The organism is Streptomyces sp. P1-3 (assembly GCF_050613155.1).
Lineage (GTDB): Bacteria > Actinomycetota > Actinomycetes > Streptomycetales > Streptomycetaceae > Streptomyces.
In genome coordinates this window covers 3,645,006-3,657,875 of record NZ_CP192512.1, presented here as the reverse complement: position 1 = coordinate 3,657,875, position 12,870 = coordinate 3,645,006, and the positions used below count along the sequence as shown (strand labels likewise).

The window sequence follows — 12,870 nt, the reverse complement described above, 5'->3', positions numbered from 1 at the left end:
AAGTATTCGGCAATCGACCGGCAGGTGTTGAGGTTCGGGGCTCTCTGTGGGGCGCCGGCCTCAGTCGAACCGGGGGCGGAGCGCGAAGGCGCCGTGCTCAGTCGAACCGGGCGGCGAGCAGGATGACGTCGTCGGTGCGGTCGATGGCCGCGAGCCCGTCGGGCAGCACCGTGCGCACCACATGCTCCACGAGAGCGTCCGGATCCTGCCGTACGACCCGCGGCGCACCGGCGGCCGCCGCGTGCAGGCGGGCGAACGCGCGGTCCATCTCGTCTCCGGTGCGGTGCAGCAGCCCGTCGCTGTACAACAGGAGCGTTTCTCCTGCGGCGGGCTCGATCTCCACGCTCGGGGCCTCCCAGCAGGAGAGCATGCCGAGCGGCGCCGACAGGGACGTCTCGACGAACTCGGTCCGGTGCTCGCCGACGATCAGCGGCGGGCAGTGCCCGGCCCCTGCCAGCACGATCCTGAGGCCGCCGCCCGGGCCCGGGGGCACCTCGGCGGGCTCGCAGTACGCGAACAGGGCGGTGGCGGTACGGGCGGGCTCGGTGAGGCGGAGCAGCATCTCGAGATCGGAGAGCACGGCCACCGGGTCCTCGCCCTCCATCACGGCGTACGCGCGCAGGGAGGCCCGCAGGCGCCCCATCGCGGCGACGGCACCGGGGCCGGAGCCGGAGACGGAGCCGATGGCGAGGCCGAGCGCGCCCTCGGGCAGGGGCAGGGCGTCGTACCAGTCGCCCCCGCCGTCCGGGCCGGTGCGGTGCCGGACGGCGAGGCGGACCCCGGGGACCCGGGGCAGCCGGGCGGGGAGCAGCTCCTGATGGAGGGCGGCGGCGGCGTCGCGGGCGCGGGTGAGTTCGAGCAGCCGGGCGAGGTGTTCGGCGGCGTGCCGGCAGTAGAGGCCGAGCAGATGGCGCTGCCGCTCCACGGGCTCGGTGGGTTCGTCGTAGAGCCAGACGGCCGCGCCGAGCCGGCCGACGGGCGCCATGCCCTCGCCGGCGGTCCCGCCCCCCGTCCCGCCTCCTGTTGCGAACCTTGTTGCACACCCCGTCGGCGCGTCGCCCACCGTCGGGGAGTCGCCCATCAGGGCCTGGCCGGGGTCGCCGAGCGGATCCAGCGGGACGGCGTAACTGGCGGCGTAGCCGAGGCGGGCCGCGACCTCGCGGTGCCGGGGGTCGAGACCGGCCTCGCGGGTGAGGTCGGGATGGACGACCTCGGGGCGCGGGGTGTGCGCCTCGGGCAGCCCGTCGAGCAGATGGGCGGCGCTGGCGGTGCCGCGCGGGATCGTCTCGATGTACCCGAGGTCGGCGCGGCCGAGGCCGAGGCCGACGGTGGTGACGGGCCCGAAGCCGTCGTCGGGTTCGAGCGTGACCAGTCCGCGCCGGGCGCCGACGAGGGCGGCTCCGGCGCGGAGGAGTTCCTGGAGCGCGCTGTCCAGGCTGCGGGTGCGGGTCAGTCGCTCGGTGAGTTCGTGGAGCGTGGTGAGGTCGGAGACCCAGCCCGCCAGGCGGTCCAGGACGACGGTGTTGGGCGGCGGCAGCGTCGCGGGGGCGGGGGCGGTGGGGTCGGCAGTTTGCGAGGGGGAGGGGAGCGGGGGATCGATTCCAGCCACTTTCGGCGGGTGCGGCACGCTCATGGCCTGCTGCCTTTTCGGCACGCGGCCACGCGCCCGGCCGACCGGTGCGTATCACTCCATAGCATTGCAAACCCCCTGTAGTGCTGCGCCGCTATACGTCTCCAGATGTACACGCACCAGCGACGCGATGTCCAGCATTGTCCCGTTGGGTTTGTTGGTGTCCGTGGGGAATCGAAGTTGGCTGAAAAATGGTTGGAGCGCTCCCCTTTTGCGGTCGACTGGCGTCCTTCGACAGCGCGTCATATCCACCCTGGTGGGTACGTAATCGGAGAAGGGAAGCGGCAGTTGGTGCCGCCTCGGAACCCCGGGGCCGGACCCAGCGTCCTAGTCGGTGACGGCCGCGCCCATCCCCGAGTGGCGGGGAGAGCACACAGGAGACGGCAAGCGCCATGCGCACGCCACCCCCCGCCACGTTCCACGCTCGGCCTGCGGCGTGATGCGCTGCCTTGTACGCGCGGTGACTAGTGATCAGCGTGGCGCGACGATCCGAACAATCCCGGGACGCGTCGCGTACTGCCACGTAGTGCCACACAGTGTGATGCAAAAGCCCAGCAATGCCCGGTAGTGCCCAGCAATGCCCGGTGGTCCCAGCAGTTGCCCGGCAGTGCCCTGTCATGCGTAGTGCGATGTAGTGCCCTGTAGTGCGACGGATACGGCCCTCGGCGTTTACGGAAAGGACGAGCGCTCATGCGCGAGATCCCCGGAAGGCGACGCAAGTTCTCGTTCATGCGGCACGGCGGCAGTCCGGCGCTGCTCCGCGCGGCGCTCACCTGCGCCACCGAGTGGCGGTGGCCGGTGCTTCCCGGCGTGGGGTTGCGGACCGGCGCCGGCGGCCGTGCGGGGGAGTGCGGCTGCCCGCACCAGGACTGCGTGGTTCCCGGCGCCCACCCGTTCGACCCCGGGCTGCTCGCGGCGACCACCGACGCCCGCATGATCCGCTGGTGGTGGTCGAACCGCCCGGCCGCGCCGGTCCTGCTGGCGACCGGCCGCCGGGCGCCCTGCGCCGTGAGTCTGCCGGCCGTCGCGGGGGCGCGGGCACTGGCCGCGTTCGACGCTGCGGGGGTGCGGGTCGGCCCGGTGATCGCGACGCCGACCCGGTGGTCCCTGCTGGTGGCCGCGTACGACCTCGAGGAACTCGGCGAGCTCCTGCACCGCCAGGACTGGGTGCCCAGCTCGCTGCGGTTCCACGGCGACGGCGGCTATGTGGTGCTGCCGCCGTCCGAGACGGGCGCCGGGCGGGTGCGCTGGGAGCGGGCGCCGCTGCGGCGCGCGCCCGGCCCGTGGCTGCCGCAGGTGGCGACGGTGGTGGACGCGCTGGTCGAGGCGAGCGCGAGCGCGCCGGACGGGGGCAGCAGGCTCGCGTACTGAGGGCGCTCTGCCGGCCGGCCGTCGGCGTCGGTTGTACCGGAGTCGGTCGTTCGGTGTCGGCGTCGGGTGTCGGCTGTCCGGAGTCGGTTCGGAGCCGGTCGGCCCGTGGGTCGCGTGGCCGCGGCCCCGCGTACTGAGGCGTGTGCGGAGGCACGCTCTGAGGCGCGGGTGCCCGGTGGGCGAACCCGGAGGCGCGGAGCCCGGTGGGCGAACCCGGCCGCAGCCGCTCTGACCGCTCACTCGTATGGGTGCAAGCCGCCTGGTGAAACGTCGCCGAACGGGTGCGGGCGCCGCTGGAATGAGGTGTTCCGCCCGCTATGTTGCGGCTCACCGGACAGCGTTCCGCTCCGGCGAGTCGTGGAGGGACTCATGCACCGTACGTCCCGGTTCCGGCCCCAGGCGCCGTCGCGGACGTTGCCCGAGGTGCCGTCCCGGATGTCGTCCCCGGTGCCGTCGCGGGCGCTGTCCGAAGCGCCGTCGCGGTTGCCGTCCGAAATGCCGTCGCGGTTGCGGATGTGCGTCCTGCTGGGCGTGGTGCTGCTCGCCGCCGCCCTGCCGCTGGCGGGTGCGGCTGGGGGTACCTCCCATGCGCGAAGTTCCCCCGGCTACCTCCCCCAGGCTTCTCCCCCAGCGCGGCCGCTGGGAGGTGCCCCCAGGTGGTACCCCCAGGAGGTGCCCCCAGGGGAGGGCCCGTCGGCGGGGCCGGCGGACCGGGAGAACCGTCGTCGCGATCGCGAAGAACACCTGCGCGACCGGAAGGATCTTGACAAAGACGGGCCCCGTGTCACGCCGGACATTGGCCGAGACCTTTCGGCTGGTCCGGACTTTCAGAGCCGGACAGTCGGCCGGACCGGGCTCGGGGCGTCGGAAGAGGCACTTCGCGGCCTCACCACGGCCGCCTGCGGTCCCGAACTCGCTTCACCCGAAGGGATGGAGGTCCAGACCTGCGTACTGCGCCGGAGCGGCGACACGTGGGCGCGTACCTACTACCGCAACGCGACGGGCGTACCCCTGTCGCTCGTCGTCACCCATATGCGCCCCGGCGGCCAGACCCGGCAGGTGTACTGCGCGGTGGCGCCCGACGATGCTCCGGGGGCGTGCGACACACCACGGGAAGCGGGGATCAGCGGCCCGGGGCCCGGGGAGGTGGGTGCCGGCGCGGTGGCGGAAGTGACCTCGCCCCAGGGGCGGTTGCTGCTTCGCTCGGGGAGCAACCCGCCCTCGGGCATGGAAACGCCCGGTCGCTGGCGACGGGGGATGCACCAGCGACCGGGCTTCTAGAACCGTAACAAGAGATTGGCGGTTAGCAAATTCGATCGCGGAATTCCGGACGCTCAATTCCCCCGGATCGGTGGGGTTGTGAGCAGTGTCACGCCCGTGTGCGGCATGCGTGGGCGCGCACGGCTCCCGATGCGTACGGGAGCCGGATGCCGCAAGCGCCCGGGGCCGGATGCCGCGGCTCCGGATGTCACGGCTCCCGACCTCCAGGTCCGGATTGTCCACGTCTCCCGACGCGTACGGCCCGGGGCGCGGCGGCCCGATCAGCTCAGCGTGATCTGGCGGTTGGTGAGACCGCCGCGCGCCCGGCGCTCCTCCGGCGTCAGCGGCGCCTCCGCGGCGAGCGCCCCCGCGAGCCGCTCGGCGAACTCGGCGGCCGGCTTCTCCACGTCCTCCGCGCGCATCGCGGTCGGCAGGTCCCACACCGGCACCGTGAGGCCGTGCGCGCGGAAGGAGCCGACGAGGCGGGTGCCCTCGCCCAGTGAGGACGTACCGGCGGCGTGCAGCCGCGCGAGCGCGTCCAGGAGCTTCTCCTCCGGGTGCGCCATGACCCACCGCAGGTGGTTCTTCCCCGGGGCCTCGCACCAGTACGCGGCCTCGACGCCGGCGAGCCGGGCGGTGGGGATCGCGGCCGCGTTCGCCCGCTCCAGGGAGGCGGCGACCTCGCCGGTGGCGGCGTCCGCGTCCTCCAGCCAGAACTCGAAGCCCTCGTGGACGGTCGGGGTGAACGGCGCCTCCGGGTCCAGCAGATCCTGCAGCCGCGGCCCCTCCGTGCCCGCGCGGGCCGCGGCGACCGGCGTACCGGGCTCGGCGGCCAGCGCGCGCTGGAGCGTGTCCGCCAGGTCGCGGCTGAGGTCGCCGGAGGCGGTGTCGTTCTGCAGGCCGAGCAGTACGGCCCCGTTGTCGCGGCGCAGCGCCGGCCAGGCCATCGGCAGGACGGTCGCGAGCGTGACGGACGGGACGCCCTCCGGCAGGCCGCCCTTCAGGTGGAGTTCGGCGGTCGCGGCGGGCACCAGCTCGCGCAGCGCCACCCAGTCGCACTCTCCGGCCAGCCCTTCGAAGGGGCGGTGGACCAGTTCCGTCACGGCGTGCGCGGCGGCCCGCCCGTGGCAGGCCTTGTAGCGGCGGCCGGAACCGCACGGGCAGGGCTCGCGGGCGCCCACGGCCGGATAGGCGGCGTCGGCAGCTCCGGCGCTGACCTGTGCTCCTGCGGCCTTCGTCTGGGGGCGGCGCTTCTTGGCCATGGTGTGGCTGTCTCCCGGTCGGTGCGGCTCATGGCGGCTCGTACGGTCCGTCAGGTCCCGTACGGCAGGTACGGGACGGGAGCCTAGCCCTTTGGCCGAACCTCGTCGGTCAGGTCAGCCCGTCGAGATCCGCGAATCCGAGATCGGGGCCCAGATCGGGGCCCGGGTCGGGGCCGAGATCGGAGCCGTGGCGGGATCCCGGACCGGGGCCGTGCCCGGGTGTGAGACCCGAGCCGAGGTCGCCGCGGAGGCCGCCGTCGAGTTCTGCATCAAGATCGGTATCAAGATCGGTATCGAGTTCGGTGCCGAGGGCGCCCTCGAAGCCGGAGCCGAGATTCGCGACGGACCGTGGCTCCGGGGAGAGCATGACGCGCGTAGCGAACGCGTCGCGCGTGGACAGGACGGCCCATACCGTCACTTCGCCGGTGCCGTCCCGTACCCCCCAGTCCAGGGAGAGCGCGCTGATGATGTTGAGCCCCCGCCCGCCTCGGGCCGTGACGGAGGGAGTGGCCGGAATCGGTCGGGTCGGGCCGCCGCCGTCCGTGACCTCGACGGTGAGGCGCGCGCGTTCGTCGACCCGCCAGGCGGCCCGGACGGCCCCGTGGCCGTTGCTCTCGGCGGCCAGCGGGCGGCCGTGCCGGCACGCGTTGCTGAGCAGTTCGGAAAGGATCAGAACGGCATCGTCTATGACCGAATCAGGTACCCCGGTTCTCCGCAAATCGCCACGCATCCGGCGCCTTGCCTGACCCACGCCGGCAGGGCCGTGGGGAACGGCCATGCTCGACGACGTCGGCACTTCCTGTGCCACCACCAACGCCACCCCCGAGACCTCCTTTGCCCCACGCCACGGGTTGAATGCCCCGCCGAACTGGAGCGGAAACCGGCCACGTGGCATCCGGTGACGCACTCGTCACGATCGAATACGTACCGAACGCGCCGGTGCACTCCATGTAATGGACCGTATGGGGTTGCTAAGAGCGGCCGAGTTGGGACAGGACCTGTTTGGGGCGGTTCGTGATGATTGCCTGGGCGCCGAGGTGGGTGCAGAGCTCGACATCCTCTGGTTCGTCGACGGTCCAGATGTGCACGCCGTGCCCCGCGCGCTGCCAGCGGGCCACGTACTCGGGGTGGTTCCGTGCGATCCGGATGCTCGGCCCCGCGATGCGCACGCCCGGCGGCAGCTGCCCGTCGCGGTGCCGCGGCAGGACGATCTGCATCAGATAGACGGTCGGGATGGCCGGTGCGGCGGCCTGTACGCGGTGCAGTGAACGCGCGGAGAAGCTCATCACGCGTACCGGGGACGGCTCGCCCGCGGCGGGGGCGTCCAGGCCGAACCGGCGCAGCAGGGCCAGCAGTCGCTCCTCGACGCGGCCTGCCCAACGGGTCGGGTGCTTGGTCTCGATGGCGAGCTCGACGCGTCGGCCCGCGTCGGCGACCAGCTCCAGCAGGCGCTCCAGGGTGAGGACCGAGGTGCTGTCGCGGTGGTCCCGGTCCGGTGCCTCGCGATCGGTGGACTGCCCCTTCCAGGAGCCGAAGTCGAGAGCGGCGAGGTCGGAGAGTTCGAGCGAGGAGACGGCGCCGCGGCCGTTGGACGTGCGGTTGACGCGGCGGTCGTGGACGCACACCAGATGTCCGTCGGCGGTCAGGCGCACGTCGCATTCGAGGGCGTCGGCACCGTCCTCGATCGCCTTGCGGTACGCGGCGAGGGTGTGCTCGGGGGCGTCCTCGGAGGCGCCGCGGTGGGCGACGACGGAGACGGGGGGCGGGCCGGGGTGTTCGTCCTGGCCCGGGCGTGCGTAGGTCACCGCGTTATCGTGCCACCGCCCGGCGCGGGCCGGCGGAGGCGGGCATGACCTGCCCGTTTTGTCCTGAGGAATCGCGAGGCTTATCCCGTACACGCTAGTAATGCGCCGCTTCGTCCGGGATAAGGGGCGGCGCCCTGGGGAGCCGCTCCTCCTTACGGTGGTCTGACGTGCCGTGGGAAAGGCTTGCGGGTGATGCTGCTCGTACGCGTCGTGGGCCGCTATCCGCAATCTGTCGTGCACCTGAGGAGAAAGCCGTGAGCACCGAGAACCAGGGCCCCGCCGTCCCGTCCGCGCCCGGGCCGGACGCGGCGCCTCCGGCGCCGGACCTCCAGCCCGACACGACCCTGGCCGACGCGCCGCCCGCACCGCCGACCCCGCCGTCAGTCCCGGGCGCGGGCACGGGCACGGGCACGGGCACGGGCACGTCGACCACGGACCACACGACGGGCGCAGGGGAGGCGCCGAACGCCGCGCCGCCCGAGGCTGTGGGGGCCTCGGGCGGCGCGTGGTGGACGGAGGGAAGCGGTACGGGGCCCGCGGGCGGCAGCGGGGGAACGGGCGGTACTGGCGGCTTCGGCAGCGGCGGCGCGGAGGGTACGGGCGGCGCGGGCGGCGCGGGAGGTGCAGGCGGTACGGGTGGCGCGGGAGGTATAGGCGGTACGGGCGGTGAGGGCGGCATATGGGGCGCACCGGTCGCACCCGTACCGCCCGGCGCGCCCGCCGCGTCCGGTAGGCGCTCGGGCGGAATCGTGGCCGCCGTCCTGGCCGCCGTGCTCGTCGCGGGCGGTATCGGCGGCGGTATCGGCTACTGGGCCGCGGACCGGGACGACGCCACCGACTCCACCACCCTCTCGGCCCCGGCCGACCCCAAGGCGGAGAGCAGGGCGCCGGGTTCGGTGTCCGACATCGCGCGCAAGACGCTGCCCAGCGTCGTGACGATCGAGGCGCAGAGCAGCAGCGGCGAGGGCGGCACCGGCACCGGCTTCGTGTACGACAAGCAGGGCCACATCCTCACCAACAACCACGTGGTGGCCTCGGCCGCCGACAACGGCAGGCTCACGGCGACGTTCTCCGATGGCAAGCGGTACGACGCGGAGGTCGTAGGCCGTGCCGAGGGGTACGACGTCGCGGTGATCAAGCTCAAGAACGCGTCCGGCGCCGCGCTCAACCCGCTCCCCCTCGGTGACTCCGACAAGGTCACGGTCGGCGACGCGACGGTGGCGATCGGCGCGCCCTTCGGCCTCTCCGGCACCGTCACCACCGGCATCGTCAGCGCCAAGAACCGCCCGGTGGCCTCCAGCGACGGCGGCGCCAGCAACGCCTCGTACATGAGCGCCCTGCAGACCGACGCCTCCATCAACCCCGGCAATTCCGGCGGCCCGCTGCTCAACGCCAACGGCGCCGTCATCGGCGTCAACTCGGCGATCCAGTCGGCGGGCACCGGCGGCGGCTTCGGCGGCGGGGCCCAGCAGTCCGGCAGCATCGGCCTGGGCTTCGCGATCCCGATCAATCAGGCCAAGAACGTCGCCGAGCAGCTGATCAAGACCGGTACGCCCGTCTACCCGGTCATATCCGCGACGGTGACCATGAAGGACAGCGGCGGCGGCGCCACGATCGCCCGGACGGGCGCCGACGGCACCCCGGCCGTCATCCCCGGCGGCCCCGCCGCCAAGGCGGGCCTCAAGCCCGGTGACGTCATCACCAAGCTGGACGACACGGTGATCGACAGCGGCCCGACCCTGATCAGCGAAATCTGGACCCACCGCCCGGGCGACCAGGTCGCCCTGACCTACGAGCGCGACGGCAAGCAGTCCACTGTCCAGCTGACCTTGGGCCAGCGCGAGGGCGACAGCTGACGCGCTAGGCTGATCCCCGCGATGCCCCATGCGGGCGTCGCGGGGAGGGTTGCCCGAGCGGCCTAAGGGAACGGTCTTGAAAACCGTCGTGGCAGCGATGTCACCGTGGGTTCAAATCCCACACCCTCCGCCCAGGTCAGCGAACGTGCTGGTCAAAAGGGGTGCTCCGGATTGAGGAGCACCCCTTTTGTGCGGGCTCTGTTGGCCGGCTGAAGTCCCGTCACCTCGCCCAGGGTTGCGGTGCTAGCGCGGGAGGCGCAGTGCCAGGCCGTCGAGGACGACTTCCAGGCCGTAGGCGAACTTGGAGTCGCGGATCCCGACGGGGTCGAGGGATGCGTCGGTCTGGGTGCTCGCGAGGTGGCTGTGGTCGGCTGCGGCGCGCTGGGCCGCGGGCATGAGGCGGGCGATGAACGCGGCCTCGGTCTCGCCGGAGCGGGCGACCGTGGTCAGCCAGGCAGCCTCTGTGGTGCTCATGCCGATGACGTAGGACGCCACGGTGTCGATCGCTCGGCTCGGCTCGGGGTGGCCGGCGGCCGTGAACAGGGCGGCCAGCCGGTCGGAGAACGACATGAAGTTGGGGCCCAGATAGGCGAGGCCAGCCTGGCCGAGGACCGAGGCCAGCCACGGGTGGCGCAGGGCCGTCGTGCGGAAGGACCGGGCGGCCTCGGTGGCGGCGGCGCGCCAGCCGGGGCTGTCGGTGTCCCCCTGGGCGAAGTCCGTGGAGGGGACGGCGATCTCGGCGAAGACCTCGTCCACCGCGAGCTCCATCAGCTCGTCCTTGGTCGCGATGTGCCGGTAAAGGGAGGTCGCGCCGGCGTTCAGGCGGGCGCCGAGCTTGCGCATGCTGAGTGCCTCGATGCCCTCGGCGTCCAGCATGGCGATCGCTTCGCGGACGATCGCGGCCCGGCTGAGCGCGGGCTGGTCGGGCTCGCGCTGCTGCCGGGCCCACACGGACGGGATCGGGTTCGTCTTCGCGGCCATGGCGGTCCTTAGTGCGTACGGCGTTCGCAATCAGCGTACAGGAGGGAGGCTTGCGTACGCCGTTCCGCTATGCGTACGGTGTGCGCATCATAGGAGCGGCGTGCGCAAGCCGGAGGGAAAGCCCATGGAAACCCGCAATCCACGCCGCTGGTGGATCCTCGTCGTGCTGTGCCTGAGCACGCTGGTCCTCGTGGTCGACAACATGGCGCTGACCGTCGCGGTGCCCTCGATGACGGAGGACCTGGGCGCGAGCGCCCAGGACACCCAGTGGATACTCGACTCCTACATCCTGGTCTTCGCCGGGCTCCTGCTCACCTCCGGCAGTCTCGGTGACCGGTTCGGCCGCCGGAAGGTGATGCTGATCGGCCTGCTGCTCTTCGGGGCGGCGTCGCTGGCCGCGACCTTCTGCACCAATCCCGGCGAGGTGATCGCCGCACGCGTCGCGATGGGTGTCGGCGGGGCGCTGATCATGCCCTCGACGCTGTCGATCCTCATCACCGTCTTCGACAAGGAGGAGCGCCCCAAGGCGATGGCGGCGTGGAGCTCGGTGTCGATGCTCGGCCTCGTCGGCAGCCCGGTGCTCGGCGGTGTGCTGATCGACCACTTCTCCTGGCACTCGATCTTCTTCATCAACGTCCCGGTCGTCGTGCTGGCCGTCCTGGCGGGCATCACCCTCATGCCGGAGTCGAAGGCGCCGTGGCAGAAGGCCGACCCGCTCGGTGCGGTGCTGTCCGCGGCCGGCATGACCGCCCTGGTCTGGTGGATCATCGAGCTCCCGGAGCACGGCGCCTTCGGCGGCCGCTCCACCGTCACCCTGACCGTCGCGGTCGTCTCGCTCGTCGGATTCGTGATCTGGCAGAACGTCGCCTCGACCCCGATGGTCCCCCTGGTCCTCTTCAAGCACCGCAACTTCAGCGGCGGTTCGCTGTCCCTGGCCCTGGTGCAGATCGGCAACGGCGGCCTGCTGCTGGTGCTCACCCAGTACCTGCAGTTCGTGCTCGGATACTCGCCGATCAAGGCGGGCCTCGCGTTCCTGCCGCTGGCCGTCACGGCGCTGATCGGCAACGCCGGGGGCGTCAAGCTCGCCGCGAAGATCGGCAACCGTTTCGTGATCCTGTCCGGGATGCTCCTCATGGTCGCAGCCTTCGCGCTGCTGACCACCGTCTCCGCCGGCACCGGCTTCACCGTCCCGGCCATCGCGCTCAGCCTGTTCGGCCTCGGCGCGGGCCTCGCGATGCCGGCCGCGGTCGGCGCGCTGATGAGCACCATTCCGGCGGACAAGGCGGGCGTCGGCTCGGCCCTGAACGACACCATCCAGCAGGCCGGCACCGCGCTCGGCATCGCGATCCTCGGCTCGCTCCTGTCGAGCGGCTTCGCCCGCGAGATGCCCTCCGGCGCGCCCGAGCAGGCGAAGGACTCGATCGCCGACGCGCTGGCCGTCGCCCACGGCGACACCGGCCTGGTCCACGCCGCCCGGGAGGCGTTCACCGACTCGATGTCGACCGCCTTCGTCGTGAGCGCGATCGGCGTCCTCGCCGCCGCCATCCTGGCCACCCTGGTCATGCGCGACATCAAGCCCGAGCCCACCGCCGCCCCCGCGGAGAGCCCGAACTCGCCGTCTGACCTCGCCGTCTGACCTTGCCGAGAAGGCCGGTGCCCCGGAGGGTGCCGGCCTTCTGCCCATGTGGCCTGACCGTCCGCACCGGCCGGACCGATCGCGGCCGCCGGCGCCTACCGGCCCGGATGGGTGGTCTTCGGGCGGGTGTGCGCGTGTGGCCGATGGGGTGGGGAGGGGAGCGATTACGTTGGGCGGGCCCAGGCAGCATCGCGGCCGGCCCCGACGGGCGTGAGGGTGGCGAGCAGCCGACCCCGTTCAGTTGAGCTTCGTCGTGGAGGTGCAGGTCGTGGAGGTCGCGGGATGGCACGTCGAGATCGAGTTCTACGAAGACGAGACGCATACCAAGGCGGCGGCCCTGTTGCGGCTTCGGGACGGCACGGAGCTGCGCGCGCACGGCCGCGCCACACGCGACACGCGGGACCCTGCGGAGACCCGTATCGGTGAGGAGCTCGCGGGTGCCCGGGCTCTGTCGGATCTCGCCGAACAGCTGACGGTCAAGGCCAATGCCGAGGTCAAGGAGCTGAAGAAGCAGGCTTGACGCCGTCCCTGAAGCCGGAAGGGGTGTCCGCGAGGCTCGCGGGCACCCTCTTTGCGTTGTGGGGGCGGCCTGCCCGGTGCCCGGAGGGGTGGCATGAGGCGCGGGGGGCGGGGTACGGGTGTGCCGGCGGTTTGAAACCAGGCGCTCATACGTGCGGGGTAATTGGGGCGGGCTGGAGGTTCGCCCGGGACGTGGCGGGCAGCCTGCTCTCGCGACGTCGCGGCACCGCAGCGCCACCCAGCACCATGGCGCCGGAGCGGCAACAGGAACTCGGCAGGAACGCGGCAGGACCCGGGCAGGCGGTTGGCCGACCGTCTGGCGGCGGCCCCGAGCGCGATTTCCGGAGGATGTGGGCATGGGACGACAGGAGACGAGAGCTGTGGTGATGCGGTGATCGAACGGGACGGGTGAGGTCAGATGCGTCTGCGCGGTGGTACTCCGGTGCCGCCGCGCAGCCGTGTGCGCCGGAGATCTCTCCGCCAGGCTTCTCTGCCGGTCCCCTCCACCGGGCCTCTCCGCCGGGCTTCTCTGCCGGTCCCCTCCGCCTGT

The 12,870-nt window shown here is 72.4% G+C and carries 10 protein-coding genes and 1 tRNA gene; 6 read left to right on the top strand and 5 right to left on the bottom strand.

The window, feature by feature from the left end; translation table 11 throughout:
• Window positions 1–97 precede the first annotated feature (97 nt).
• Window positions 98–1,633 carry a PP2C family protein-serine/threonine phosphatase gene (locus ACQUSR_RS15515; protein ID WP_431043152.1) on the bottom strand — a complete coding sequence of 512 codons (1,536 nt, stop codon included), beginning with the start codon at window positions 1,631–1,633 and terminating at the stop codon, window positions 98–100.
• Window positions 1,634–2,320: 687 nt separating this feature from the next.
• Here ACQUSR_RS15515 and ACQUSR_RS15510 point away from each other — a divergent pair.
• Window positions 2,321–3,001, top strand: coding sequence for a bifunctional DNA primase/polymerase (locus tag ACQUSR_RS15510; RefSeq protein ID WP_431043151.1), 681 nt, complete (start codon window positions 2,321–2,323; stop codon window positions 2,999–3,001).
• A 930-nt stretch (window positions 3,002–3,931) separates the two neighbouring features.
• On the top strand, window positions 3,932–4,282 hold the full coding sequence (locus ACQUSR_RS15505) for a hypothetical protein (protein WP_431043150.1): 351 nt from the start codon (window positions 3,932–3,934) through the stop codon (window positions 4,280–4,282).
• A gap of 260 nt (window positions 4,283–4,542) precedes the next feature.
• On the opposite strand, the gene ACQUSR_RS15500 is transcribed toward ACQUSR_RS15505, so the two are convergent.
• The 3 genes from ACQUSR_RS15500 to ACQUSR_RS15490 form a co-directional block, all read right to left on the bottom strand.
• The gene (locus ACQUSR_RS15500; RefSeq protein WP_431043149.1) at window positions 4,543–5,523 is read right to left on the bottom strand and encodes a DUF5926 family protein; all 981 of its coding nucleotides are present in this window, start codon (window positions 5,521–5,523) and stop codon (window positions 4,543–4,545) included.
• 109 nt (window positions 5,524–5,632) lie between these two features.
• Entirely contained in the window at window positions 5,633–6,343 is a 711-nt protein-coding gene (locus tag ACQUSR_RS15495; RefSeq protein ID WP_431043148.1) for an ATP-binding protein, read from the bottom strand.
• Window positions 6,344–6,494: 151 nt separating this feature from the next.
• Window positions 6,495–7,328: a glycerophosphodiester phosphodiesterase gene (locus ACQUSR_RS15490; RefSeq protein WP_431043147.1), complete on the bottom strand. Its 834-nt coding sequence runs from the start codon at window positions 7,326–7,328 to the stop codon at window positions 6,495–6,497.
• A gap of 254 nt (window positions 7,329–7,582) precedes the next feature.
• On the opposite strand from ACQUSR_RS15490, the gene ACQUSR_RS15485 reads away from it, so the two are divergent.
• Together ACQUSR_RS15485 and ACQUSR_RS15480 are read left to right on the top strand one after the other, a co-directional pair.
• The gene (locus tag ACQUSR_RS15485) at window positions 7,583–9,184 is read left to right on the top strand and encodes a S1C family serine protease (RefSeq protein ID WP_431043146.1); all 1,602 of its coding nucleotides are present in this window, start codon (window positions 7,583–7,585) and stop codon (window positions 9,182–9,184) included.
• Between the two features lie 43 nt (window positions 9,185–9,227).
• Window positions 9,228–9,314 (top strand) — tRNA-Ser (locus ACQUSR_RS15480).
• A 113-nt stretch (window positions 9,315–9,427) separates the two neighbouring features.
• On the opposite strand, the gene ACQUSR_RS15475 is transcribed toward ACQUSR_RS15480, so the two are convergent.
• The gene (locus ACQUSR_RS15475) at window positions 9,428–10,165 is read right to left on the bottom strand and encodes a TetR/AcrR family transcriptional regulator (RefSeq protein ID WP_431043145.1); all 738 of its coding nucleotides are present in this window, start codon (window positions 10,163–10,165) and stop codon (window positions 9,428–9,430) included.
• Between the two features lie 124 nt (window positions 10,166–10,289).
• Between ACQUSR_RS15475 and ACQUSR_RS15470 the strand changes: the two genes are divergently transcribed.
• Window positions 10,290–11,801, top strand: a complete 1,512-nt coding sequence (locus tag ACQUSR_RS15470; RefSeq protein WP_431043144.1) for an MFS transporter — start codon at window positions 10,290–10,292, stop codon at window positions 11,799–11,801.
• A 241-nt stretch (window positions 11,802–12,042) separates the two neighbouring features.
• Window positions 12,043–12,321 (top strand): dsRBD fold-containing protein, encoded by a 279-nt coding sequence (locus tag ACQUSR_RS15465; protein WP_431043143.1) that lies wholly within the window; start codon window positions 12,043–12,045, stop codon window positions 12,319–12,321.
• The last annotated feature ends 549 nt before the right edge of the window (window positions 12,322–12,870 follow it).